The organism is Rhodococcus sp. ARP2 (assembly GCF_001029585.1).
GTDB lineage: Bacteria > Actinomycetota > Actinomycetes > Mycobacteriales > Mycobacteriaceae > Rhodococcus_F > Rhodococcus_F erythropolis.
The window spans coordinates 13463-39048 of sequence record NZ_LEKE01000026.1 but is presented as its reverse complement, the minus strand read 5'-3'; the positions used below and the strand labels follow the sequence as shown (position 1 = coordinate 39048).

At 63.5% G+C, this 25586-nt stretch carries 24 protein-coding genes; 20 read left to right on the top strand and 4 right to left on the bottom strand.

Going from position 1 to position 25586, the window contains the following annotated elements; translation table 11 throughout:
• Positions 1 to 181: 181 nt before the first annotated feature.
• Positions 182 to 1285: an NADH:flavin oxidoreductase/NADH oxidase gene (locus ABX74_RS06185; protein ID WP_020908218.1), complete on the bottom strand. Its 1104-nt coding sequence runs from the start codon at positions 1283 to 1285 to the stop codon at positions 182 to 184.
• 218 nt (positions 1286 to 1503) lie between these two features.
• Between ABX74_RS06185 and ABX74_RS06180 the strand changes: the two genes are divergently transcribed.
• From ABX74_RS06180 to holA, 11 genes are all read left to right on the top strand, one after another.
• Positions 1504 to 2790 carry a glutamate-5-semialdehyde dehydrogenase gene (locus ABX74_RS06180; RefSeq protein WP_019749057.1) on the top strand — a complete coding sequence of 429 codons (1287 nt, stop codon included), beginning with the start codon at positions 1504 to 1506 and terminating at the stop codon, positions 2788 to 2790.
• A 40-nt stretch (positions 2791 to 2830) separates the two neighbouring features.
• On the top strand, positions 2831 to 3742 hold the full coding sequence (locus ABX74_RS06175) for an AAA family ATPase (protein WP_019749056.1): 912 nt from the start codon (positions 2831 to 2833) through the stop codon (positions 3740 to 3742).
• Positions 3743 to 3750: 8 nt separating this feature from the next.
• Entirely contained in the window at positions 3751 to 5214 is a 1464-nt protein-coding gene (locus tag ABX74_RS06170; RefSeq protein ID WP_020908216.1) for a vWA domain-containing protein, read from the top strand.
• Between the two features lie 18 nt (positions 5215 to 5232).
• Positions 5233 to 5949, top strand: a complete 717-nt coding sequence (nadD, locus tag ABX74_RS06165; protein WP_003944462.1) for a nicotinate-nucleotide adenylyltransferase — start codon at positions 5233 to 5235, stop codon at positions 5947 to 5949.
• Between the two features lie 46 nt (positions 5950 to 5995).
• Entirely contained in the window at positions 5996 to 6442 is a 447-nt protein-coding gene (gene rsfS / locus ABX74_RS06160; RefSeq protein ID WP_003944502.1) for a ribosome silencing factor, read from the top strand.
• Complete coding sequence (locus ABX74_RS06155) at positions 6439 to 7113, top strand: histidine phosphatase family protein (RefSeq protein ID WP_019749053.1); 675 nt, start codon at positions 6439 to 6441, stop codon at positions 7111 to 7113. The genes rsfS and ABX74_RS06155 overlap by 4 nt, the downstream gene beginning before the upstream one ends.
• Positions 7100 to 7882, top strand: a complete 783-nt coding sequence (gene octT, locus ABX74_RS06150) for a diglucosylglycerate octanoyltransferase (protein ID WP_019749052.1) — start codon at positions 7100 to 7102, stop codon at positions 7880 to 7882. Before ABX74_RS06155 ends, octT begins: the two co-directional genes overlap by 14 nt.
• Before the next feature lie 4 nt (positions 7883 to 7886).
• Complete coding sequence (locus ABX74_RS06145; protein ID WP_020908214.1) at positions 7887 to 8729, top strand: DegV family protein; 843 nt, start codon at positions 7887 to 7889, stop codon at positions 8727 to 8729.
• An 81-nt stretch (positions 8730 to 8810) separates the two neighbouring features.
• Entirely contained in the window at positions 8811 to 9731 is a 921-nt protein-coding gene (locus ABX74_RS06140) for a ComEA family DNA-binding protein (protein WP_042952244.1), read from the top strand.
• Positions 9728 to 12088 (top strand): ComEC/Rec2 family competence protein, encoded by a 2361-nt coding sequence (locus tag ABX74_RS06135; RefSeq protein WP_047888432.1) that lies wholly within the window; start codon positions 9728 to 9730, stop codon positions 12086 to 12088. The genes ABX74_RS06140 and ABX74_RS06135 overlap by 4 nt, the downstream gene beginning before the upstream one ends.
• The gene (holA, locus tag ABX74_RS06130) at positions 12085 to 13062 is read left to right on the top strand and encodes a DNA polymerase III subunit delta (RefSeq protein ID WP_003944476.1); all 978 of its coding nucleotides are present in this window, start codon (positions 12085 to 12087) and stop codon (positions 13060 to 13062) included. Before ABX74_RS06135 ends, holA begins: the two co-directional genes overlap by 4 nt.
• Positions 13063 to 13728: 666 nt before the next feature.
• Here holA and rpsT read toward each other — a convergent pair.
• Positions 13729 to 13989 carry a 30S ribosomal protein S20 gene (gene rpsT, locus ABX74_RS06125; protein ID WP_003944567.1) on the bottom strand — a complete coding sequence of 87 codons (261 nt, stop codon included), beginning with the start codon at positions 13987 to 13989 and terminating at the stop codon, positions 13729 to 13731.
• Positions 13990 to 14186: 197 nt separating this feature from the next.
• On the opposite strand from rpsT, the gene ABX74_RS06120 reads away from it, so the two are divergent.
• From ABX74_RS06120 to ABX74_RS06105, 4 genes are read left to right on the top strand one after another with little or no spacing between them, the layout of a single operon-like run.
• Positions 14187 to 15809: a circularly permuted type 2 ATP-grasp protein gene (locus tag ABX74_RS06120; protein ID WP_019749047.1), complete on the top strand. Its 1623-nt coding sequence runs from the start codon at positions 14187 to 14189 to the stop codon at positions 15807 to 15809.
• Between the two features lie 56 nt (positions 15810 to 15865).
• Positions 15866 to 16837: an alpha-E domain-containing protein gene (locus ABX74_RS06115; RefSeq protein ID WP_019749046.1), complete on the top strand. Its 972-nt coding sequence runs from the start codon at positions 15866 to 15868 to the stop codon at positions 16835 to 16837.
• 8 nt (positions 16838 to 16845) lie between these two features.
• Positions 16846 to 17676 carry a transglutaminase domain-containing protein gene (locus ABX74_RS06110; RefSeq protein WP_047888447.1) on the top strand — a complete coding sequence of 277 codons (831 nt, stop codon included), beginning with the start codon at positions 16846 to 16848 and terminating at the stop codon, positions 17674 to 17676.
• 59 nt (positions 17677 to 17735) lie between these two features.
• Positions 17736 to 18509, top strand: coding sequence for an aquaporin (locus ABX74_RS06105; RefSeq protein ID WP_019749045.1), 774 nt, complete (start codon positions 17736 to 17738; stop codon positions 18507 to 18509).
• A gap of 30 nt (positions 18510 to 18539) precedes the next feature.
• On the opposite strand, the gene ABX74_RS06100 is transcribed toward ABX74_RS06105, so the two are convergent.
• Entirely contained in the window at positions 18540 to 19073 is a 534-nt protein-coding gene (locus ABX74_RS06100; RefSeq protein ID WP_020969977.1) for a type II toxin-antitoxin system PemK/MazF family toxin, read from the bottom strand.
• 72 nt (positions 19074 to 19145) lie between these two features.
• Here ABX74_RS06100 and lepA point away from each other — a divergent pair, with 72 nt between their 5' ends.
• The 3 genes from lepA to ABX74_RS06085 all read left to right on the top strand — a co-directional run bounded on the left by lepA (position 19146) and on the right by ABX74_RS06085 (position 23035).
• The gene (gene lepA, locus ABX74_RS06095) at positions 19146 to 21038 is read left to right on the top strand and encodes a translation elongation factor 4 (RefSeq protein ID WP_047888431.1); all 1893 of its coding nucleotides are present in this window, start codon (positions 19146 to 19148) and stop codon (positions 21036 to 21038) included.
• A 6-nt stretch (positions 21039 to 21044) separates the two neighbouring features.
• On the top strand, positions 21045 to 21974 hold the full coding sequence (locus ABX74_RS06090) for an NAD(P)H-dependent flavin oxidoreductase (protein ID WP_029255656.1): 930 nt from the start codon (positions 21045 to 21047) through the stop codon (positions 21972 to 21974).
• An 80-nt stretch (positions 21975 to 22054) separates the two neighbouring features.
• A complete protein-coding gene (locus tag ABX74_RS06085; RefSeq protein WP_223257846.1) occupies positions 22055 to 23035 on the top strand; it encodes an ABC transporter substrate-binding protein in 981 nt (326 codons plus the stop codon).
• A gap of 57 nt (positions 23036 to 23092) precedes the next feature.
• Here the strand turns inward: ABX74_RS06085 and ABX74_RS06080 are convergent, their stop codons facing one another.
• The gene (locus ABX74_RS06080) at positions 23093 to 25051 is read right to left on the bottom strand and encodes a glycoside hydrolase family 15 protein (protein ID WP_003944557.1); all 1959 of its coding nucleotides are present in this window, start codon (positions 25049 to 25051) and stop codon (positions 23093 to 23095) included.
• 82 nt (positions 25052 to 25133) lie between these two features.
• Here ABX74_RS06080 and ABX74_RS06075 point away from each other — a divergent pair, with 82 nt between their 5' ends.
• Together ABX74_RS06075 and ABX74_RS30815 are read left to right on the top strand one after the other, a co-directional pair.
• A complete protein-coding gene (locus tag ABX74_RS06075) occupies positions 25134 to 25340 on the top strand; it encodes a hypothetical protein (protein WP_003944489.1) in 207 nt (68 codons plus the stop codon).
• Between the two features lie 123 nt (positions 25341 to 25463).
• Entirely contained in the window at positions 25464 to 25553 is a 90-nt protein-coding gene (locus tag ABX74_RS30815) for an Ms4533A family Cys-rich leader peptide (RefSeq protein WP_309599318.1), read from the top strand.
• The last annotated feature ends 33 nt before the right edge of the window (positions 25554 to 25586 follow it).

The window sequence follows — 25586 nt, the reverse complement described above, 5'->3', positions numbered from 1 at the left end:
TTCGTTGCCCACTCGCCGATGAGCCGGTCGGGAAATCGAGCGTCCGCGTGCCCTGTGGCTCGTTGCGACCCCCGTCGCACGGCTCTGGCCCGCGGCAGTGTCCGGAGCCCACAGGGCTCCGGACTACCGGCAAGTAAGACGCTTACGCTATCAAAGTTGGGCGCGGGAGCCGATTTTCGGGCTAGAAGGCGCGGGCGTACTGCGACGGGATATGTGGTCCAACCTCGGCGTTCAGTTCCCGCGCCGCCCGGCGCGCCCAGTACGGATCACGCAACAGTTCGCGGCCGAGGAGCACCGCCACTGCGCTTCCGTCTTCGACGATCTTCTCGGCCTGTTCGGGTTCGGTGATGAGGCCGACGGCGGCGGCCGGTAGCAGGCTCTCGTTCTGCAGGCGACGGGCGAACGGAACCTGGTATCCCGGTTCCACCGGAATCTGTGCCGCCGGTGAATTGCCGCCGGTGGAGACGTCGACGAGATCGACCCCGTAATCGGAGAGGATGTTGGCCAGGGCAACGGTCTGATCCGCGGTCCAGCTGTCGACCTCGAGCCCACGCTCTTCCGTCAGCCAATCGGTCGCCGAGACCCGGACGAAGAGCGGTAACTCGGCCGGCCACACCTCGCGGACTGCTGTCAGGATTTCGAGGAGCAATCGAATGCGGTTCTCGAAGCTGCCTCCGTAGCGGTCCGTTCGCTTGTTGCTCTCGGGGGAGAGGAACTGATGGATCAGGTATCCGTGGGCCGCGTGAATTTCCACGACCTTGAATTCGGCCTTCAATGCGCGGGTAGCCGCCGCTGCGAAGTCCGCGACGACCTTCTCGATGCCCTCCGTGGTGAGCTCTACCGGATCGGCAAGGTGCCCGAACGGAACCGCGCTCGGGGCAACCGTCTGCCACGAGAGTCGGTCGTCGGCGGGCAGACTCTTGCCGCCGCGCCACGGAACCTGCGTCGACGCTTTGCGTCCGGCGTGGGCCAGCTGAATTCCGGGCACTGCGCCGAAGTACGCGAGTTGCGCGTTGATCTCGGCGAAGGCTTGCGCCTGCGTGTCGTTCCAGATCCCCAGATCAGCTGCCGATATGCGGCCTTCGGGACTGACGGCCGTCGCCTCGGTGAGAATCAGGCCGGTGCCGCCGATTGCACGGCTCACCAGATGCGTGCGATGCCACTCGTTGGGCACTCCGACCTGGTCGCCGATGACGTCGGCCGAGTACTGGCACATCGGTGCCATCCAGACGCGGTTCGGGATGGTGACGCCACGCAGGGTCAAAGGCTCGAACAACACACTCACGGATGGCTCCTGACTCGAAGAAGAAGGTCGGTGGGTGCAACAGCGCCGCGCGTCGGAATTGTTCCCCGGCGGTCCGCCGAAATGTTCGCAGGCGGTCCGCCGAAATGTTCGCAGGCGGTCCGCCGAAATGTTCGCAGGCGGTCCGCCGGAATGGTCCCGGGTGGTCACAGCCTCGTTCCGCCGAGCAAGCCGCGGAGGTGGGTGGTTAATGTGTATTCATGACCGCTGTGACTTCCAACGCAGAAACCGTCGACTCGAACGCGTCCGACACCAAGTCCGTCGTGCACGACGCCGCACGCCGAGCCCGTAAGGCTTCGCGCGTCCTGGCTCTGCTGACCACGGCGCAGAAGGATGCTGCTCTCCACGCCGCAGCCGACGCAGTTCTCGCGGCAAGTGATCGGATTCTCGCGGCCAACGCTCTCGATATCGACACCGCGAAGGCGGGTGGCACCGAGGAATCGCTGCTCGACCGTCTTCGTCTGACCGCTGACCGCATCGAGGGCATCGCGTCAGGTCTGCGCCAGGTTGCCGGACTACCTGATCCGATCGGCGAAGTTCTTCGCGGCTCCACTCTGCCGAACGGTTTGGAACTACGGCAGCAGCGCGTTCCGCTCGGTGTCGTCGGCATGGTGTACGAGGCTCGTCCCAACGTGACCGTCGATGCCTTCGGGCTCACCCTCAAATCGGGAAATGCTGCGCTGCTTCGTGGTTCGTCCTCGGCGGTCAAGTCCAACGAAGCGTTGGTAGCGGCCCTGCGTGCGTCGCTGGTTGCTCAGGGACTGCCCGAGGACTCCGTTCAACTTCTGCCAAGTGCGGATCGCTCCACGGTCACTCATTTGATTCAGGCCCGTGGCCTCGTCGACGTCGTCATCCCACGAGGCGGCGCCGGCCTGATCAGCGCCGTAGTTCGCGATGCCACCGTTCCCACCATCGAGACCGGTGTCGGTAACTGCCACGTCTACGTTCACTCGGCCGCCGATCTGCTCATGGCCGAGAAGATTCTTCTCAACTCCAAGACCCGTCGGCCCAGCGTGTGCAACACCGCGGAGACGGTGTTGGTCGACGCCGCCATCGCCGAGACGGCCGTGCCGAAGTTGCTTCAAGCGCTTCAGATGCACGACGTCGTCGTGCACGGCGATCTGCCGGGACTCGTCCCGGCCACCGAGGACGACTGGTCGAAGGAGTACCTCACGCTCGACGTCGCGCTCAAGGTCGTCGAGAACCTGGACGCTGCGGTCGAGCACATCGACCAGTACGGGACCGGCCACACCGAAGCCATCGTGACTTCCGATCTCTCGGCTGCCCGTGAGTTCACCGCTCGCGTCGACGCCGCGGCAGTGATGGTCAATGCGTCGACTGCCTTCACCGACGGTGAGCAGTTCGGATTCGGCGCCGAGATCGGCATCTCCACCCAGAAACTGCATGCGCGTGGCCCTATGGGGCTACCGGAACTGACGTCCACCAAGTGGATCGTCTGGGGCGACGGGCACACCCGACCCGCCTGAAAAGTTCACCAGACTTGCCCCACCCTTTTAGGAGTTAACCGTGGACCGAGCTCTTCCCGATACAACACCGTTCTTCTCGAGCGTCGACGACGTGATCGAGCGTTTGGCCGAGACGGGTTACCTGTCCGACAAGGGCACTGCAACGGCAGTGTTCCTGGCCGACCGACTGGGCAAGCCCCTGCTCATCGAGGGACCGGCCGGTGTCGGTAAGACGGAACTCGCCCGCGCAGTCGCCCAGACGACAGGCGCCGAGTTGGTGCGCCTGCAGTGCTACGAGGGCGTCGACGAGGCTCGTGCGCTGTACGAGTGGAATCACGCGAAGCAGATTCTTCGGATTCAGTCGGGCGGGGCGAGCGGAGCGAGGGGTGATGTCGCGGTCGACCACAGCTGGGACTCGACGAAGGCGGATGTCTTCTCGGAGGAGTTCCTGCTCGCACGTCCACTGCTCAAGGCCATTCGCCGCGAGGACCCGACGGTGCTGTTGATCGACGAGACGGACAAGGCAGACGTCGAGATCGAAGGTCTGCTCCTCGAAGTGCTCAGCGACTTCGCGGTCACGATCCCCGAGCTCGGAACGATCACCGCCACCCGCAAGCCGTTCACGGTGCTGACGTCCAACGCCACGCGCGAACTCTCGGAGGCTCTGAAGCGTCGTTGCCTCTTCCTGCATCTCGATTTCCCGGACGCCGACCTCGAGCGTCGTATCCTCGCAAGCCGGGTGCCGGAGCTTCCTGAAGCGATTGCCGAGCAGCTGGTCAACACCATTCGTGTTCTTCGCGGAATGCAGCTCAAGAAGGTTCCGTCGGTGTCCGAAACCATCGACTGGGGACGCACCCTTCTCGCTCTGGGCATGGACACGCTCGACGACGACGCCGTACGCGCCACGCTCGGCGTGATCCTCAAGCACCAGTCGGACCAGGTGCGCGCCGCCGCTGAACTTCGGCTGAACTGAGGTCTGACATGGCTCCCGCAGGATCGACGTCGCCGCTCTCACCCGGCGGCCTGGCAGCGCCGCACGGGATTCCCGGTCACCTCGTCGATTTTGTCGAGGCTCTGCGACGACGCGGAATCATGGTCGGCCCGTCCGAGACCGTCGACGCCGGTCAGGTCATGTCGGTTCTCGACCTGCTCGATCGTGAAGCGCTTCGTGAAGGGCTGGCATGCTCGCTCCTGCGCCGACCTACCCACCGGGCGACGTTCGACGCCGTCTTCGACCTGTGGTTCCCCAAGGCGATCGGTGACCGTGCGGTAGGCGACGTCGACGTCACACTGCCGCGCAAGCCAGACGGCTCGATCGACCTACAGGCATTGCGTGAGCTGATCGCCGAACTGCTGACAGACGGCAGCGACGAGGCGATGGAGATGACCGAACTCCTGACCGCCGCGATGGTCGAGGAACTCGGGCAGTACCAGTCGAGTAACGGCCCGTCGTTCTCCGCCTATCAGGCGCTGCGCGACGTCGCCCCGGAGACGTTGCTCAACAAGATCCTGCAAGGTCTACTCGGCAACCAGGAAGGCGCCGGGTCCGAGGGCAAGGACAATTCCGACTATCAGTCCGAGGTCGCCAAGCGCACGGCAGCGCAGCGAATCGCGGACTTCCGCAAGATGGTCGAGAAGGAAACGCGTCGACGCACCGCCGAGAATCTGGGTAAGGAACGCGTCGCCACGTACGGCGTTCCGAAACTCGCCGAGGAAGTCGACTTCCTGCGGGCCTCCGACGCCGAACTCACCACACTGAAGAAGAACGTCGCACCACTCGCTCGTCTGTTGGCCAGCCGTCTCGCGGTGCGTCGTAGCCGCTCCCGCTCGGGTTCGATCGACCTGCGTCGCACGTTGCGCAAGTCCATGTCGACGGGCGGAGTGCCGATCGATCTGGTGCAGCGTAAGCCGAAGCGAGCGCGTCCGGAACTTGTGGTGATGTGTGACGTGTCGGGTTCGGTAGCGGGGTTCAGCCATTTCACCCTGCTCCTCGTCAACGCGTTGCGCGAGCAGTTCTCACGAGTGCGGGTGTTCGCGTTCATCGACACGACCGACGAGGTCACGCGGTTCTTCGACTCGAACGCAGACCTCGGGTCCGCGATGTCACGGATGGTGCGTGAAGCCGAACTGATCACCTACGACGGCCACTCCGACTACGGGCACGCCTTCGGGGTCTTCCAGGAGAAGTTCGCGCAGTCGATCACCAGTCGCACGTCGCTGCTGGTACTCGGCGACGGTCGCAACAACTACCGCGATCCCAACCTCCAGTCGCTGTCGCAGATGGTTGCGGTTGCCAAGCACGCACACTGGCTCAACCCTGAGCCGAAGGGGCAATGGGGAACGGGTGACTCCGCGGCGAAGGTGTACAACGAGGTCATCAGCATGCACGAGTGCCGCTCGGCCCAGCAGCTTGCCGACGTCGTGTCCCGTCTGCTGCCGGTCTGACCCGTAAGCTCGACACTCGTGCAGAAGGGACTATCGGTGGAACGTGCTCGACGCCTCGGAGTGATGGGTGGCACCTTCGACCCCATTCACCATGGCCACCTCGTTGCGGCCAGTGAGGTCGCCGACCGGTTCGGACTCGACGAAGTGATCTTCGTCCCCACCGGGCGGCCCTGGCAGAAGCAGGGGAAGGGCGTCAGTCCTGCCGAGGACCGGTACCTCATGACGGTCATCGCCACCGCCTCCAACCCGCGGTTTTCCGTCTCTCGGGTCGACGTCGACCGTGAGAAAGTGACGTACACCGTGGACACACTGCGAGACCTCCGGGCCTACCATCCCGACGCCGAACTCTTCTTCATCACCGGTGCCGATGCGCTGGCCAGCATCCTTTCCTGGCAAGATTGGGAAGAGTTGTTCGCATTGGCGAAGTTCGTCGGGGTATCGCGACCGGGTTTCGATCTCAATGCAGAGCACCTGGCCGGTCACCTCGACACCATGCCCGCCGACGCGGTCACGTTGATAGAGATTCCGGCACTTGCCATTTCGTCGACCGAATGTCGTCGTCGGGCAAGTGAAGACCGCCCTGTCTGGTACCTGGTGCCGGATGGAGTGGTGCAGTACATCTCGAAGCGGAACCTGTATCGACCTGTCGACGCGGAGCGCCGCGACGGAGCTACAACGATGTCGGAGCCCGCACCGGGGAAGTCGGAAGCCGTCCCGGGCGCCGAATCGAGCTAGCCGAGAACAACAAGTACTTTCTGAAGACGAAACTGGAGAACATCGAGTGAGTGCAAACACCGAAGCCATCGACATGGCACGCATCGCGGCCTTGGCAGCCGACGAGAAGCTGGCCACCGAAGTGGTGGTGCTCGATGTGTCCGAACAGTTGGTCATCACGGACTGCTTCGTGATCGCATCTGCGACCAACGAGCGTCAGGTCAACTCGATTGTCGAGAACATCGAAGACCGCCTCCGCGAAGCGGGACACAAGCCGGTCCGCCGTGAAGGCACCCGCGAGGGCCGCTGGGCACTGCTCGACTACGCCGACATCGTCGTCCACGTCCAGCATGACGAGGAGCGCAACTTCTACGCTCTCGATCGTCTGTGGAAGGACTGCCCGACGGTCGAGGTCGAAGGCCTCGGACAGAACCGTCCCGGCCCCGCCGATGCCAACACGGTGTTCGAGACCGACACGGTTTCCGAGCCGGACGCGCAGGATCCCTCGCTGTGACTTCGTCGGCGCCCAGTGCGGCGTCGAACCCTGTCCGCCGGCTCATCCTGCTGCGTCACGGACAGACCGAATACAACGCCGACTCTCGGATGCAGGGGCAACTCGACACCGACCTGTCGGAGTTGGGACGCACGCAGGCCAAGAGTGCAGGTCCGGTGATCGCCGATCGCAGACCGTTGACGATCGTGTCCTCGGATCTGCGGCGCGCGTATTTCACGGCAGTCGCTGTCGGTGACGCCGCCGGACTTCCGGTCCTCACCGACACGCGTCTGCGTGAGACACACCTGGGTGAATGGCAAGGCCTGACTCATCATGACGTCGACGAGCGCACTCCCGGTGTGCGATCTGCCTGGCGAGCGGATGCCACGTTGGCGCCGCCCGGCGGCGAAAGCCGAATCGACGTCGCGAATCGTAGCCTCCCCGTAGTTCACGAATTGCTCGACACGCACCCGGACTGGGCCGAGCGGCCCGTAGTTCTGGTGGCGCACGGAGGCTTGATCGCGGCACTGACAGCGGCATTGCTCGACCTACCCGTCGATCGCTGGGCCGTCCTCGGCGGATTGGGAAACACCAGTTGGGTGCAACTCAGCGGACACGGCGACGTCAAGTCGATCGAGTGGCGACTCGACGTATGGAATGCTTCTGCGAGTGTCGCAAATGACGTCCTCTGAAAGTGCCGACGGGCAGCGCCCCGTCCTCCTCGTGCTCGCGGATTCGCTGTCGTATTTCGGCCCCAAGGGCGGCCTCGCGGCAGATCATCCACGCATCTGGCCCAACATCGTGGCCGACGAACTCGGCTGGGACGTCGAGTTGGTCGCCCGTATCGGCTGGACGTGCCGCGACGCGTGGTGGGCACTGACTCAGGATCCTCGTGTGTGGGCGGCGGTGCCGCGGGCCGGCGCCGTCGTGTTCGCGGTCGGCGGTATGGACTCGCTACCGTCCCCATTGCCTACCGCGCTCCGCGAGACCATCCGCTACGTTCGTCCTCCGGCGCTTCGACGCGTGGTGCGCGAGGGTTATCAGTGGCTGCAGCCGCGGCTTGCACCTCTGGGCCGCCCGGTCGCACTTCCGCCCAAGCTGAGCGTCGAGTATTTGGAAAGCTCGCGAAATGCGTTGGAGTACATGCGGCCGGAACTGCCGATGATCGCGACCCTGCCGTCGGTGCACCGCAGCGATGCCTACGCGAGCGTGCACGCCGGACGACCTGCCGCGGTGTCCGCGATCACCGAGTGGGCTACGGAGAAAGACGTTCCCGTAGTCGATCTCGCGGATGCAGTGCGTGACAACGTCTTTTCCGAGAACGGCAACCCCGACGGTATTCACTGGGGTTGGGACGGTCATGTCGGTGTAGCCCGCGCGATGATCGCTGCGATTCGCGGGGTGGAGTCGAAGAAAGTGGTTTCGCCGCAACTGGTATCACCGCCGAGCGAAGTCGGGTAGCAGAATGCCGGTCGTCGTCGTCACGGATTCCTCCGCCTGCATCCCGCAGGAGTCGGCCGACGCATGTGGGATTCAGGTGGTTCCGCTCCATGTGCTCCGTGACGGCTGCGACTTGCGTGAGGGTGTCGACGCAATGCCGAGCGACCTGTCAGGAGTGACAACGGCCGGAGCGTCGCCCGCCGAGTTGTCCGAAGCGTATGCACGCGCCCTGGACATGAGCGACGGTGACGGCGTTCTCGCCGTGCACATTTCACGGCAACTCTCGGGAACGTGGGAAGCCGGACGAGTCGCAGCCCAGGAGTTCGGTGGCGCCGTCCGGATCGTCGATTCGCAGTCGGCCGGAATGGGTTTGGGCTATCCCGCTCTCGAAGCTGCGCGCTTGGCCGAGAAGGGCGCGTCACTCGAAGAGGCGTACGGCCGGGCGGTCGACGTCGCGAGCCGTGGGCGCTGCTACATCGTCGTCGACAAACTTGATCAATTGCGTCGGGGCGGACGAATCGGAACCGCAGCCGCGTTGTTGGGTACTGCATTGGCGATGAAGCCGATCCTGCATCTGGTGGACGGCAAGCTCGTGCTCGGTGAAAAAACACGTACGACTACCAAAGCGCTTGCACGCTTGGTGGATTCGGCAGTCGAGCGCGCCGGTCTCGGCCGCGTGGCGATAGCCGTGCATCACATGCGAGCGCGAGAGCGTGCCGACGCGATAGCGGAACAGTTGGCCGAGCGCATTCCCGATGTGGCGGAATCCGTGGTCACCGACTTCAGCGCGGTTATCGGAGCGCACGTCGGTGTCGGCGCGATCGGTGTTGTCGTGTGTCCGCTGCCGGAGATCGACACGAGCGCCTGATCGTTTCTCCACAATCCGCGAGTTCTCCACAGGCTGAAATTGTTCGTCTTCGGCGGCGTGGTCTCTCGTTAGCGTCCTGTCATGAGGATCAGCGAGGAGCGCGAGCGGGCGCGTGATCGCCTCGCGGCGATGGACGGGAACTACCGGCAGCGACAGGCCGTCGACGACTTCGAGGATTCAGCGTCTTTCGAGAGGTCCCCGCAGCCATTCGAGAGGTCCCCCGAGTGGCTTCAGGACTTCGACGAAGACGAATACGAGGCTCAACCCGACGCGTCACGGTTCGATCGGCTGCCCGAGCGCTGGCGCGGTACACGTTGGCGCCCGAGCCGATCGGCGACCTGGGTGTTGGCGATCGTTGCAGCCCTGGCCACGGCAATCGGCTTGTTCACCGTGTGGTGGGATTCTCCGAGTTTGCAGGCGGTCCCACCGTTGCCCTCGCCCCAGAATGTCACGGAGCAGAATGTCACTGCGCAGAATGTCACGGCCGACGATGGTGAATCAGCCAGTCCCGTACCGACCGGCGTCGTAGCGGAGCAGCCGCCTGAGGCTTTGGTGGTCAGTGTCGTCGGACTCGTGCGCACGCCTGGGCTTGTCAACCTTCATTCGGGCTCGCGCATCGCCGACGCGCTCGCTGCGGCAGGTGGAGTGCTCGAGGGCGCAGAGACGGTGGGCCTGAATCTGGCACAGAAGCTTGCCGATGGTGATCAGATCGTGGTGGGGGCCGCCGATCAGTCCGGTGGTGTTTCAGCGAGTTCGAGTACCACTGCGGGAGGGACCGGCCCCGCCGCTGCGGGGGAATCCGGCGGGGCTGGTCTGGTGAACCTCAACACCGCTACCGAGGCCGAACTGGACGACCTTCCCGGGGTAGGGCCGGTAACGGCTGCGGCGATCATCTCCTGGCGAACTTCCAACGGAAAATTCACGGACATAGAACAATTGGGGGAAGTCGACGGGATCGGCCCGGCAAGGTTGGCCAAACTGCGAGTGCTGGTATCGGTGTGAACGAACCGGAAGTCTCGCCGGTCCTCGACGCTCGACTGCTACCGTCGGCCGTCGCAGTGTGGGGGAGCAGTGCGGTGGGGATCCTGTTCGGCGCGGTCGCCGCGTGGGTACTGGCGGTGGCATGCGCTATTCCAGCGGCAATCCTCACTTACGCGGTTGTGCGCCGGACATCTGCGGGGTGGGCACGAATCATGTTGGTTGCATTGCTGTTCGGTGCCGGATGCAGTGTCGTCATCGGGTGGCGGGCGACCGAGGTCGAGGGGCACCCACTGACCCGGGCTGCCCTCGAGGGAGCGTGGGTGAGTGTCGAAGTGGAACCCTCGGAGGATCCGCACGCAGTCTCTGGCGCGGCGGGTCAAGGTCAGATTTTCTTCAGGGCAACCGTCAATTCGGTGACTTCCCAGAATCGCAGGTACTCCGGAGGCGGCCTGGTCACGATCCGGGCGCCCAGTTCGTCGTGGCTCGAAGTTGTTCCAGGGCAGAGCCTGACGGTTCGCGGCCGGGCGAGTCAGCCATGGCGTAGCGATTCCACGCTCGCCGTGATCACGTCCGAGGGGCCTCCCGTCGCAGTTGGAGAAGTGCCCTGGTATCAGCGATGGGCGAGTGTGGTGCGTACTCGTTTCGCCGCTGCGTGCTCGGCTGCGCTCCCGCCGGATCAGGCAGGTCTGCTGCCTGGCCTCGTCGTCGGAGACACATCGGCGTTGTCGCCGGTGGTGAAGGACAACTTCACCGTTGCCGGGCTTTCCCATCTCACCGCGGTGTCCGGCGCCAATATCAGCATTCTGCTCGGGGCGGTTCTGCTGCTGGTCAGAGCCGCGGCGCTCAGTCCGCGCGTCGGCGCTGCTTTGGCGCTGGTAGCCCTCGTTGCGTTTGTTGTCGTCGCGAGGCCGTCGCCGAGTGTTCTGCGCGCCTCGGTGATGGGCCTGATCGGCCTGCTCAGTCTGGTGACCGGTCGACGCAAACAGGCACTGCCCGCTCTTGCCGCAGCCGTCATCGTTCTGGTTGTCATGATGCCCGAACTTGCCGTCGACTGGGGGTTTGCGCTGTCGACTACTGCCACGGGCGCGTTGGTAATCATTGCTCCGGTGTGGGTGGATGTGCTTCGCCGACGAGGTTGGCCCCGTTGGTTTTCGGAGATGACAGCGGTCTCGAGTGCTGCGTTTGTCGTGACTGCGCCACTGGTGGGCGCCATGGCGGGAACCTTCAGTGTGGTCACGATTGCCGCAAACATGGCCGTGGCGCCTGTGATCGGAATCATCACGGTGTTCGGTGCGGTGATTGCCTTGTGTGCGCTGATCTGTCCACCGATCGCGGTGTTCATCACGCCACTGGTCCGGCCGCCGATGGGGTGGCTGCTGTACGTGTCCGAGCGGGCGGCGGCGCTTCCCGGCGCGTCGGTGGCGGTGCCGCCAGGGCTCATCGGTGCTCTGATCGTCGTAGGCGTCTTACTGGCCGCGGCCCTGACGCTGTGGAATCGGATCTCGAGATGGGTGGTCGGCGTCCTCGTTCTGGGAGTTGTTCTAGCCCTCATCTTTCAGCACGTGTTCGGCGGTGGTCGTATTGCTCCGGGGTGGGTACTGGTGATGTGCGACGTCGGTCAAGGGGACGGTCTTGTGCTCTCGACTGGAGACGGCAGGGTGATCGTCATCGATGTCGGTCCTGATCCCACGTCGATGGATCGTTGCCTGAACATGTTGGACGTCAACGACATCGCGTTGCTGATGATCAGTCATTTTCATGCCGATCACATCGGTGGATTGGAAGCAGTTCTGGGTGGGCGTTCGGTCGCTGCGATCGGAGTCGGGTCGATGTTGTTGCCGGAGTCAGGTTTTCGGGCGGTAAAGGATGCCGCCGAGTCGCACGGCGTTCCGGTTGTCTCGTTGCGTGCAGGTATGGAGTTGACGTTGGGATCGGTGAACATGGAGGTTCTCGGACCGTTGCTTCCGACTCCCCGCGATGCGAGGGACGGCGCGGACGCCGCCAACGATCAGTCGCTGGTGGTGATGGCACACACGGACGCGGGTCGCATTCTGTTGACGGGCGACGCCGAAGTTGCGGGGGAGGAGGCCATCCTCCGATCGGGAACGGACGTGAAGGCCGATGTGTTGAAGCTGCCCCATCACGGTTCTCGGACCACGTCGTCGGCTTTTCTGGAAGCGGTGCGTCCGCGGTTGACGATGATCAGCGTCGGCGACGGCAACAGTTTCGGGCACCCGAATGAGGAGGTTCTCGACGAACTGGATTCGTTGGGCGGGGCGGTGGTTCGGACCGACGTCGACGGCACCGTCGCTGTGTACGGCGGGGGCGGCGGGTCTGTGTCGATCGTGTCGGTTCCTCGTGGGACCATCTTCGGGTGAGTAATCCGTCTGGAGTCGATCCGCTGCATCTCGTTCTCGGGGACGACGAGTTCCTGATCGACCGCACGGTATCGCAGCTCATCAGAGCCGTCCGCGGTGACCGCGGCCAGGGTATTTCGGATCTCCCGGTAACCAAGATGCGTGCCGGAGACACCAATGCTCCCGAGTTGGCTGAGCTGCTCAGCCCTTCTCTTTTTGCCGAAGACCGTGTGATCGTCCTGGAATCGGCCGCAGAAGCAGGCAAAGATGCCGTAGCTCTTGTTCTCGAGGCGGCGCGTGAGCCGGCAGAAGGCGTCGTTCTGATCGTCGTGCACTCGGGCGGCGGTCGCGCGAAAGCGTTGGCGCCGGCTCTCGAGAAGCTCGGCGCGACGGTTCACAACTGCGGAAAACTGAACAAGAGTCAGCTTGTCGACTTCGTCCGGGGTGAGTTTCGGACCGCCGACGTCAGGGTTGCGCCCGATGCGATCGCCGCGATGATCGAAAGCGTCGGCTCCAACCTTCGCGAACTTGCGTCGGCCTGCTCGCAATTGGCGGCAGATACCGGCGGCAAGATCGACGTGGATGCGGTCCACAAGTACTACTCGGGCAAGGCCGAGGTTTCCGGATTCGATGTGGCCGACAAAGTTATCGTCGGCGATACCCGGGGTGCGCTCGAGGCTCTGCGATGGGCTGACCAGATCGGAACGGCGCACGTACTGCTCGCTGACGCCCTCGCCGATGCAGTCCACACCATCGCGAAGGTCGGCCCGTTTGCACGGGGCGGTGACCCGTTCCGGTTGGCGTCGGATCTCGGGATGCCGCCGTGGAAGGTCAAGAAGGCGATCAAGGAAGTCGGCGGTTGGGATCCCACGTCGATCGGCGCTGCGATGCAGATCGTCGCCGCTCTCAATGCCGACGTGAAGGGCGCCGCAGTCGACTCGTCCTTCGCTCTGGAGATGGCAGTGCGGAAAGTGTGCGCGTTGCGGAAGAACTGAGGACAACATGGCCGATCGCGCGGCCGGCCAGAAGTAGTCCGACGACAGTGGCGGCCGTGGCCTCGGCCACCCGGTAGTCGAGGCGTTTCACGCAGGCTTGCTCCAACTGGGTGTGCGGAATGGCCTGAGGCCGTGTCGTTGGTTCACCAGTCCTGATGTCGGTCACTCGTAGGGAGTCGTTCGGCGCCAGATTCATCACACTGCCGCAGACAATTGTTTCTTGGCCGATGCTGTCTACCGGCACCTTCACGGTGGTGAGAAGCGCTCGTCCAGTGGCGAGAAACGCCAGAATCGCAACGAGTGAACACATCACGCCGAAGAAGATCCAGAATTCGCCCCGTTGCCTGCGCCTCCACCATCCGTAGCTTGCTGCGACTCCGACGACTGCAACCGTCAATGATTCCCACCAAGGAGGGATCCCCAGGGCTGCCAATACGCCGAAAGCGACGACCGCCCAGAAGACAGTCGTGAACAACCAGCTACGAGGGCGTTTCCCGTTGACCGCCATCATCAGATGGTCGCAGCCCGATCCACATATACCGTGCAAGACATGGATGGCGGGTTTTTGCTCTGATCCGATTGAGTACGCAAAATAGCCGCCTGGTCTTTCGACCTGGCGGCTATCGAGACGAACCAGTATGACGGCGAACCGTCACAGTGGAAACGTCAGAGCTTGTTGGCAGCCTGCGAGAGTGCAGACTTCTTGTTGGCAGCCTGGTTGGCGTGAATGACGCCCTTGCTGGCTGCCTTGTCGAGCTTGCGGCTGGTGGAGACGAGGAGCTCGTTGGCCTTGTCCTTGTCACCGGCTGCCGCAGCCTCGCGGAATGAACGGATCGCGGTACGCAGCGAGGACTTCACCGACTGGTTACGGAGTCGGGCCGCCTCGTTGGTACGGATTCGCTTCACCTGGGACTTGATGTTGGCCACGCGTAAAATCCTTGTCGTCTTTAGCTGGTTACGGTCGAGAAAGCTGTGGGCGCACTGATGCACCGACTGGCAAGATTACCAGCCGAGGGCCCAAGAACCCAAACCGTCGCACGTTGCGTCTGTCGAGAAGAGTACACCGAGCGCCCGATTTCTCGCCGCGCTGCCGAATAGCCCCACTTGTAGCAGCATGTTGCCCTATGACGCCGCCGCCTTCGAAAAGTTCGAGTAAAACAGGTTCGACCACCACCCGAGCGCGTCCAGCCGCAGTGTTCGACGGATATTCAGACATCGGTCGCTACGAGTTGGCTTTCGACGAGATGTTCGAGCCCGACGGCTCGGTGCGTGCCCCGTACAAGGGTGTGTACAAAGCCCTGGCGCCGACGAGCAGCGCCGACCTTGCCGCGCGTGCCGACGCACTCGGACGCGCATTCATCGACCAGGGCGTGACGTTCTCGCTGTCCGGGCAGGAGCGACCGTTTCCGTTGGATCTGGTGCCGCGCGTCATCGCCGCGCAGGAGTGGTCGCGGCTGGAAAAGGGCATCAAGCAGCGAGTGAAGGCGCTCGAGTTGTTCCTTGCGGACATTTACGGCGAGCAGCGAATCCTGCGCGATCACGTGTTGCCGCGCCGCCTGGTGACCTCGTGCGAGCACTTCCACCGTGAAGCAGCCGGCATCGTGCCGCCCAACGGTGTGCGAATCCATGTCGCGGGTATCGACCTGGTCCGAGACGAGGCGGGAGAGTTCCGAGTTCTCGAGGACAATCTGCGATCTCCGTCCGGTGTCTCCTATGTGATGGAAAACCGTCGCACCATGACTCGGGTGTTCCCGGATCTGTTCATGTCCCACAAGGTGCGGGCGGTAGGTGATTACGCAACACACCTACTGAGGGCACTGCGTGCGGGTGCTGCACTCAACGAAGCGGACCCGACAGTGGTTGTTCTCACACCGGGTATCGCCAATTCCGCCTATTTCGAGCATTCATTGCTCGCTCGTCAGATGGGTGTGGAACTCGTCGAAGGTCGCGACCTGTTCTGCCGCGACAACATGGTGTACATGCGCACGACGGAAGGCGAGCGTCAGGTCGACGTCATCTATCGCCGCATCGACGACGAGTATCTCGACCCGATGCACTTCCGTCCGGATTCGATTCTCGGCGTCGCAGGCCTACTGAATGCGGCGCGAGCGGGCAACGTGGTGATCTCGAGTGCCGTCGGCAACGGAGTCGGTGACGACAAACTCGTCTATACCTATGTTCCGCAGATCATCGACTACTACCTCGGTGAGAAGCCGCTCTTGCAGAACGTCGACACGTTCCGCTGTTGGTTGGACGAGGAGTGCGAGCAAGTCCTCGACCGCGTCGCCGAACTCGTCATCAAGCCGGTGGAAGGGTCCGGCGGCTACGGAATCGTCTTCGGACCGGACGCGAGTCCCAAGGAACTGGCCGCGATCACCCGCAAGATCAAGGCAGACCCGCGCGGGTGGATCGCGCAGCCTCTCGTGCAGTTGTCCACGGTGCCGACCAAGATCGACGACGTTCTCTCGCCGCGCCACGTGGACTTGCGACCCTTTGCCGTCAACGACGGTGAGGACGTGTGGGTGTTGCCCGGCGGCCTGACCCGGGTGGCACTTCCGGAAGGTTCGCTGGTGGTCAACTCGAGCCAGGGCGGCGGAAGCAAGGACACATGGGTGCTCGCCAGCCGCAGCTCGGACGAGGACCCAGAGCTGTCCGGTGAGGAACTGGTGTCCGAGCCCCCGGAATCCGCGGAGCCGGTGCAGGGACCCGAACTGAGCACCTCTCAACAGCAGCAGCAACAACAGTGAACACCTCAGTAGTGCCCAGCTACCAAGAACTATCAGCGAACGGAGCGTGGTGACCGATGCTTGCTCGCAACGCAGAGTCCCTCTACTGGATCGGCCGCTACGTCGAGCGCGCCGACGACACCGCTCGGATCCTCGACGTCGCCGTCCACCAACTGCTCGACGACGCAACCGTCGACCCGGACCGCACGTCGCGTCTGCTCCTGCGTGTCCTCGGCATCGAAGCGCCGGAGGAGAAGCTCGACGTGCGCTCGCTCACCGACCTGGTTGCGTTCAGCCGCAATCAGGTTGGATCGATCGTGGACTCGCTGGCAAGTGCCCGTGAGAATGCTCGCGGAGCACGTGAGGTCACGTCGAGTGAGATGTGGGAGTGCCTGAACACCACGTACAACGGACTGGCGGAGCGTGAACGCGCGTCACGCAGGCTGGGGCCACACGAGTTCTTCCGTTATGTGGAGGAACGCGCAGCGATGTTCGCGGGGCTGGCGGATTCCACACTCAGCCGCGACGACGGTTACCGGTTCCTTCTGCTGGGCAGGTCGATCGAACGTGTCGACATGATTGTGCGGATGCTCCTGGCGCGCGCCGGTGACCGCCCGTCGTCGCCGGCGTGGGTCAGTGTTCTTCGCTCGGCGGGCGCACATGACACGTATCTGCGTACGTATCGCGGAGCGCTCGACGCCAACCGCGTCGTCGAGTTCATCTTGTTGGACAGACTCTTTCCGCGCTCGGTGTTCCATTCGATCAGGCAGGCCGAGAAGTGCCTGCAGGAACTCGACCCGCAGCCGGGCAGCCGCGTCGGAATCCGGGCGGAGGCGCCGCGGCTTCTCGGCCGCGCACGCAGCGAACTGGAGTTTCTGCCGCAGGGCGTGTTGCTCGAAGATCTGCAAGGACGGTTGCTCGGTTGGCAGGAGACCTGTCGCGAACTGGGTGAGGCGATTGCATTGCAGTACTTCCACGCTGCGCCGTGGGTCGCGTGGACGGATGCCGGCGCCGCGTATGCGGAGTCGACGGTGGAGGGAGAGCTGTGAGCTGGCGAATGAGGGTCGTGCACACCACGGGATATGCGTACGACGCCCCGGTGACGTCGTCGTACAACGAAGCGCGATTGACACCCCGCGGCGACACCAGGCAGACGGTGATCCTCACGCGCGTCGAAACCCAGCCGGCAACGCGTTCCTATCGGTACACCGATTACTGGGGCACCGCGGTGACCGCCTTCGACTTGCACGCCCCGCACACGGAGCTGGAAGTGACCGGACTGTCGGTGGTGGAGACGGAACCGTTTGTTCAGCCCGAGGAAACCGTCGACTGGGATGAATTGTCGGGAAACGCGATTAAAGATCGATTCAACGAACAACTGAGTTTCACGAGATATGTTCCGCGTGATCGTAAGCTGGCGCCAATTGCCAAGGAATTGCGCAAAGATAAATCACCTGAAGATGCAGTAGTGGCTGCGTCGCAATGGGTTTACGGTGAAATGTCATATGTTCCGGGTACGACCGGAGTGCATACGTCGGCGGTCGAGGCCTGGTCGGCCAGGAAAGGCGTCTGCCAGGATTATGCACATCTGACCTTGGTGTTGCTTCGAACGATGGGCATTCCCTGTCGGTACGTTTCCGGCTATCTCCACCCCAAACGTGATGCGGCAGTCGGGGACACGGTGGTCGGGGAATCGCACGCGTGGATCGAAGCGTGGACCGGCGCGTGGTGGGGATATGACCCGACCAATGCGATAGCTGTGAATGAACAGCATGTCTCGGTCGGAATAGGAAGGGACTATTCGGATGTGCCGCCTTTGAAGGGAATCTTTTCCGGTGGACGCTCCACAGATCTCGAAGTTGTTGTGGAGATCACCAGGCTTGCGTAAAGTCCGGCAAATCTAGGCGCGTGAGCATTACTACCGTTCGATGAGAAGAAGGTGGGAATATGTCTCCAACTGCACAGGAATTGACTGAGATCGAACCGATCTCGGATGTGAAGAAGTATGCGGCCGAAGCGGTGGGGACATTTGTGCTCGTGTTCTCCGCGGTCGGAACTGCCGTCTTCGCAGGTGCGAAAGTCGGCAATCTCGGAGTTGCCTTCGCATTCGGCTTGACCCTGCTGTTCCTCGTATATGCGATCGGACCGATTTCCGGTTGCCACGTCAACCCAGCCGTGACTCTCGGCCAATTCGTGATCGGGCGCATCTCGGCCGTCAATGCGGCGATTTACGTTGTCGCGCAAGTGATCGGCGGCTTGGTCGCCGGCGTCGTGATCTACACGGTGGCCAACAGTCTCCCGGCGTACAACCGGGCCGCAGACGGACTCGGCGCAAACGGTTGGGGCGCACACAGTCCGTCAGCCGAGAAGAATCTTCTCGGACAGGTGGTTTCCGACGGTTACGGCATCGGTGCCGCGATGATCATCGAGATTCTCCTGACCGCTCTGCTCGTGTTCGTCGTTCTCGCGTCGACCGACCAGATCTCCGACGTGCCGCTCGCCGGGGTGTCCATCGGCTTCACCCTGGCCGTCATTCACCTGATCTCGATCCCGATCGACAACACCTCCGTCAACCCCGCTCGAAGTCTCGCTGTCGCGCCGTTCCAGGACGGTGCACTCGGTCAGGTGTGGTTGTTCATCGTGTTCCCGCTGATCGGCGGTGCGCTCGGTGCACTCATCTATCGAGCACTCTTCGGACGGTTCAACCGTCTGGACAGCTGATCGATACTGTTTCCATCGTTCGGGTCGGCTTCAGCTCCAGCTGAAGTCGGCCCGAAGTTTTGCCGCGACGGCGTCGAACTTCTTGTGATCCATGACGGCGCCCTCGCGCCGAATCCCGCTCTCGGGAACGTCGAGCACCCGGTCGAGCCGGACCCAGCTGGGCCTTCCCTCGCCGTCCCACGGGCCCGAACCGATTGCGAGCCAATCACGCTCGCCTTCGCGTTTGCTCTGCGAGGACAGCATCAAACCGAGCAGCGTGTTGCCGTCACGGCCGACAACCAGCACCGGGCGGTCTTTGCCCTGGGTCGGATCCTCCTCGTAGGCAACCCAGGTCCAGACGATCTCGCCCGGATCGGCCTTGCCGTCGAGGTCGGGGGAGTACTCGACCTTGCGGGCGCGATGTGCGGTCGGAGACGTCCGCGCGGCGATCGGCCGGCCGGACGGACCCGGCTTCGAGGCAGACGACTGAGACGTGGACGACTGCAACTGGCGCAGCAACGCAGGGCCCTTCTCCACCGCGAGGGCGCCGAGGGTTCTGCCGATCTGCTTCCACATGCTTGCCATAGCGTTCGAGCATAATCACCCACCCGTGGGAACCCCTGGTACGGCGGCGCCGAGACTTGGATATCCTGAGGGTTGACAGTGGCCCGGATCCGGGCCGGTGCCGGTCCGACTAAGGGGTCTCCCATCAGCAGCTTCGCCGACAAGACGTTCACGGATCCTGCGCAGATCCGGAACTTCTGCATCATCGCGCACATCGACCACGGTAAGTCGACGCTGGCAGATCGCATGCTTCAGCTCACCGGCGTGGTCGAAGAGCGGGCGATGCGTGCGCAGTACCTGGACCGCATGGACATCGAGCGTGAACGCGGCATCACCATCAAGGCCCAGAACGTTCGTCTGCCCTGGATCGTCGACGGCGAAGAGTTCGTCCTCCACCTCATCGACACACCCGGCCACGTCGACTTCACGTACGAGGTCTCCCGCGCGCTCGAAGCATGTGAGGGCGCAATTCTGCTGGTCGACGCAGCTCAGGGCATCGAAGCTCAGACGCTGGCCAATCTGTACCTGGCGATGGAGAAGGATCTCAAGATCATTCCCGTCCTCAACAAGATCGACCTCCCGGCCGCGGATCCCGACCGCTATGCCGAAGAGATTGCGCACATCACCGGCTGCGAGCCAGGCGATGTCCTGCGCGTCTCGGGCAAGACCGGCATGGGCGTCAAGGAACTGCTCGACGAGGTGATCAAGCAGGTACCTGCACCCGTCGGCGATGCAGACGGCCCCGCCCGCGCGATGATCTTCGACTCCGTTTACGACGCGTACCGCGGCGTGGTCACCTACGTGCGTGTGGTCGACGGTCGGATCCGTCCCCGCGAGAAGATCACGATGATGTCCACGGGCACCACACACGAACTGCTCGAGGTCGGCATCATCTCGCCCGAGCCGAAGGCCAGTATCGGTCTGGGCGTCGGCGAGGTGGGCTACCTCATCACGGGTGTGAAGGACGTCCGCCAGTCGCGTGTCGGTGACACCGTCACCACAACCCGCAACGGCGCGACCGAACCGCTGGTCGGCTATCGCGATCCAAAGCCGATGGTCTATTCCGGTCTCTACCCGATGGACGGCTCGGACTACCCGGTGCTGCGCGACGCTCTCGACAAGCTCCGTCTCAACGACGCCGCCCTGGCGTACGAGCCGGAGACGTCGGTTGCCCTCGGATTCGGCTTCCGCTGCGGCTTCCTCGGCCTGCTGCACATGGAGATCACCCGCGACCGCCTCGAACGTGAGTTCGGCCTCGAACTGATTTCCACTGCGCCCAACGTCGTCTACCGCGTCGTGATGGAGGACGGGGCCGAGGTCATCGTCACCAACCCGTCGTACTGGCCGGAAGGCAAGGTGCGCGAGGTCTACGAGCCGGTCGCCAAGTGCACCGTCATCGCCCCGAGCGAGTACGTCGGCGCCATCATGGAGCTGTGCCAGTCCCGTCGCGGTGAGCTCGGCGGCATGGACTACCTCTCGGAGACGCGCGTCGAACTGCGCTACGAACTGCCCATGGGCGAGATCATGTTCGACTTCTTCGACGCCCTCAAGTCCCGCACCAAGGGATACGCCAGCCTCGATTACGAGGAGGCCGGTGAGCAGCAGGCCGACCTGGTGAAGGTCGACATCCTTCTGCAGGGCGAGGCCGTCGACGCGTTCTCGTCGATCGTGCACCGCTCCAACGCCGGTGCTTACGGCGGACGCATGACGTCGAAGCTTCGTGAGCTGATTCCTCGCCAGCAGTTCGAGGTTCCGATTCAGGCCGCGATCGGCGCGAAGATCATCTCGCGCGAGAACATTCGCGCAATCCGCAAGGACGTTCTTGCCAAGTGCTACGGCGGCGACATCAGCCGTAAGCGCAAGCTGCTCGAGAAGCAGAAGGAAGGCAAGAAGCGCATGAAGACCATCGGTCGCGTCGAGGTGCCGCAGGAAGCATTCGTGGCGGCCCTGACGTCGGAATCGGTCGGCGAGAAGCCCAAGAAGTAGGAGCGCATGGTCACCACCTGGTTGTCCCGAGAGTTCGGAATCGAAATCCCGGTTCTCGGGGCGCCCATGGGTGGTCGCGCGGGCGGCGCGCTCGCCGGAGCTGTTTCGGCGGCCGGTGGGTTGGGTCTGCTCGGTGCGGCCCGGTACAACACACCGGAGTGGATCGAGGCCGAAGCCGAAGTGGCCCGCTCGATCGGCGGAAAATTCGGCGTCGGCCTGATGACGTGGTCGCTGCCCGAGAACGAGTTGATGCTCGACGCTGCGATTGCCGTCGAGCCGACCATGATCACCTTGTCGTTCGGTGATCCCGCCGCGTATGTCGGACGAATCCACGATGCGGGCATTCCCGTTGTGTCACAGATCAATACGCTCGCGGACCTTCGCATTGTCGAGGCCGCAGGTGTCGACGCTGTGATCGCGCAAGGCGGTGAGGCAGGCGGCCACACGGGCCGAATCGGCACCTTGCCGCTGCTGCAAGAGATCCTCGAAGCGACATCACTTCCGGTGCTGGCAGCCGGCGGAATCGGAACCGGACGCGGTTTGGCCGCCGTCCTGGCAGCCGGTGGCGAAGGCGTGATGATCGGAACGGCGCTGCTCGCCAGCCCGGAGACGGTCGGGCCGGACTATGCCCGCGACCGCGTCGTCGAAGCCGGAAGTGCGGACACGATTTACACCTCGGTATTCGACCGAGCGCGCAGTCAACCGTGGCCGCAGCGGTGGGGTGGCCGCGCGGTGGCCAACGAGTTCACTGCCGCGTGGCACGGAGTCGACGCCGACGAGGAAACGCTGGCACAGGCGTACGACCCGTCGGATCCGCACAGCGGAGTCGTCTATGCCGGAGAAGCTGTCGGACTCGTGCACGGAACCCATCCGGCCGGCGATGTGGTTCGACGCATCGGCGCGGATGCGGAGCGTCTGCTCTCTCGTTTCGCCTGAAAGCAAGGTCGGACACAGCCGGGTCCCATATGAGAAGGTAAGCCTCTACTAACTAGTGGAGGAGTATTTTCGTGCGTGCGATGAAGTTCTCGGCGGTGGCTCTCTTGGGAGCACTGGTCGTAGGTATCAGTGGATGTTCGTCCTCGGACGCCGACGAGATCGCGGACGGTCGGGTCACCACGATCGATCACAAGTTCGGCGCCACCACGATCACCGGGACGCCGACGCGTATCGTCGCGGCCGACACCCAGTGGCTCGACGCTCTGCTCGAACTCGGAATCCAGCCGGTGGGGTACCTGGCTGCCGGCCCGATGGGCGACGAGCGTGGCCTGTTCCCGTGGGAGAGCGGCGTGGACGCGTCGGCGAAGGAACTTGATCGCTCGGCGATCCAGCAGTTCGGTGTCCCGCTCAAAGCTGAAGAAATTGCAGCATTGGATCCCGATCTGATTCTCGGCGGGTTCTCCGTCGCCGATCAAGACGATTTCGACCAGTTGAGCAAGATCGCTCCGACAATTGCCGGTCTGTCCGACGTCCAGGTCGATCCGTGGCAGGACCAGGTCGAGATTCTCGGTCGAGTTCTCGACAAGGAGTCGCGCGCCGACGAGATCGTCGAGGCGACAAGCGGGCAGATCGATGCGCTCGCGCAGCGGCTGCCAGGCCTGAAGGGCAAGACGGCGCTTCTGTCGCAGTACGTCTTCCCGACGTCGCAGTTGGTGATCGTCGCCGATCCCAAGGACGGCGCATCGGGATTGTTCACTAGCCTGGGAATGTCGTTGCCGCCCAAGCTCGTCGAAGAGGCGGGCGTTACCGGTGGCCGGCTGATGCTCAGCCCTGAACGGGTCGACGCTCTGAGCGCCGACGTCGTGGTGTTACTGCCGAACGGCGGAACGCTGGAAGACATGATGAAGCTGCCGGGGTTCGCCGACCTACCCGCAGTCAAGAGTGGCGGTCTGGCGATCGTCGACTATCCGACTGTCGCCGGGTTGAACACTCCGTCGTCGCTGTCGCTGAAGTACTCGCTCGAATCGATAACGCCGCAGCTCGAAGCGGTAGCCGGCTAGCACTGCTGTGCGCCTTTATTAACCGCGGGCGGTTAATAAAGGCGCACAGCAGGGGGTCTAGGTCGCGTTGTGCGCGGGCTGGAAAGCTCCGGCTTCGGCAGCTTCCTCGGCGCGGATCACGTGGACCACGGCGTTGATCAGCGCCAGGTGTGTGAACGCCTGCGGGAAGTTACCCAGATGGCGACCGGTGTGGGCGTCGATCTCTTCGGCGTACAGCTTGAGCGGGCTCGCGAACCCGAGCAGACGCTCGCAGAGATGCTTTGCCCGATCCAGTTCGCCGATCTCGACGAGGGCGGAGACGAGCCAGAAGGAACAGATGGTGAACGTGCCCTCCTCTCCGCTCAAACCGTCGTCGGTGGTGTCGACGCGATAGCGCAGGACCAACCCCTCCTCGGTGAGCTCGTCGGCGATCGCCAGCACCGTCGCCCGGATGCGCGGATCGTCGGCCGGCAGGAAGCGCAGCAGCGGTGCCAACAAGAGCGACGCGTCGAGTGAATCGTGGCCGTACCGCTGTGTCAGAACTCCACGTGAGTCGACACCGTGCGCGAGGATGTCGGCCTTGATCTCGTCCGCGATGGCCGTCCATTGCTGCGCAAAGCTCTTCTCGCCCTGCATCTCCGCCAGCTTGGCGCCGCGATCGAGTGCGACCCAGCACATGATCTTCGACGACGTGAAGTGCTGTGGTTCACCGCGCACCTCCCAGATCCCACGGTCGGGTTGGCGCCAGTGCTTGATCGCTTCTTCGACCTGCTTCTTGAGTAGCGGCCACAGCGCTTCGGGGACACGCTCGCGGGTACGGATGTGGAGATACACCGAGTCGAGCATGGTGCCCCAGATGTCGTGCTGCTGTTGATCGAATGCGCCGTTGCCGATGCGCACCGGACGGGCACCGTCGTATCCGGAGAGATGGTTGAGTTCGGATTCCTCGAGTGTGCGCTCGCCGCCGATGCCGTACATCACCTGCAAGGGATGTGGCTGACCGTTGTCCGAACTCGACACGTCGTAGATGAAGTTGAAGAAGTCGTTGGCCTCACGGTCCAACCCGAGCGTGTAGAGACCCCACAGTGCGAAGGTGGAATCGCGAACCCACGCGTAGCGGTAGTCCCAGTTACGTTCTCCGCCTGGTGTTTCCGGAAGCGAGGTCGTCGATGCCGCGAGCAAGGCTCCGGTCGGGGCGTAGGTGAGGCCCTTGAGTGTGAGCGCACTGCGCTGCAGGTATCCGCGCCACGGGTGATCGGGGAACTTGCCGATCGTCACCCACTCGCGCCACGACTTGGACGTCTGCCACATCTTGTCGGCGGCCTCGTCGAACGTCTGCGGCGCGGGAAGATCCGACCACGAGAGCGCGACGTACACGTTGTCGCCTTCGACCAGTCGCGTCCGGGCCCGTGCCTCACGACCTTCCAAACCCAGTCGTAGGTCAGTGGTCAAGCGCAGAGTTGGGTGGTCTCCGGGCTTGGCGGAGCGACACGTTGCCGTTGCTTCCTCGTAGACCTTTCCGGTGTACTCCCAATTCGCCGTGCCGCGGTGATAGTCGAACGCGGGCTCGCAGCTCATCTCGAGTTCGACGGTGCCGCTGACGCATTTGACCGTACGGAGAAGGGTGTGTTCGGCATCCCAGTCTGTGGGTGTGCGCTTGTGGGTGTTCGATCGCTTGTCGACGTTGTGCCAAGGACCGAGAACCAGGGCGTCGCGTACGACGAGCCAGCCGGTCTCGGTCTGCCAGGTGGTCTCGAGAATGAGTCCACCCGGCAGATAGCGTCGGGCGGCCGGGACGTTCTGGCCGTACGGGCCGATGCGGAAATGGCCTGCGCTGCGGTCGAGGATGGCACCGAACACGCTGGGGGAGTCCGGGCGGGGAACGCACATCCACTCGACAGATCCGTTACGGGCAATCAGGCACGAGGTTTCGCAATCGGAAAGAAACGCGTAGTCGTCGATAGGGGGAAAGTTGCTTCGATGGTGACCCGTGGAGGCGGGAGGAATAGTCTGCACCACTTCGTCGTCAGCACTCATTCGGCCATCATCCGGCCAGAATCGACACACGTCCAATCCACACGCTGTCGGGACCGTATCGTCCGAAGGATAGGGTGTTGGCGTGGATCGGATAGCGGATTGGTGGGACAGCTTCGAGCTGTGGATGGCGGGGCTCCCGTTCATCCCGCAGGTCGCGTTGGTCCTGATCGTCGTCGTTCCGCTGTGCCGCCTGGTGGCCATCGGTCTGGATCGCGCGTTGGCCGCCGTTCTCGCTCTGCCGCTCTTCGGCTGGTTGCGTAGGAATTCTCGAGAAGTAGAGGAAAGCTGATGCCCCGCTCACGGGTCACTCTCGCCCTGATAGCCCTGATTCTCCTCGTGATCGTCGCGTGGCTTCTCACCCGTTAGTTCTCCCGATTAGAGCGGGCGCTGGTGCTCTGCTAAAGTCCACCGCGTGTCCGAAGCAACAGCTCCCGTAATCCGCCACCAGTTGGCGTTGATTGCTGTCGGCATGCTCGACGTCGCTGACGTCGCCTGTTGTTGATTTCCTGAGTTCGACCTCTCCGGTGGTGCTGCG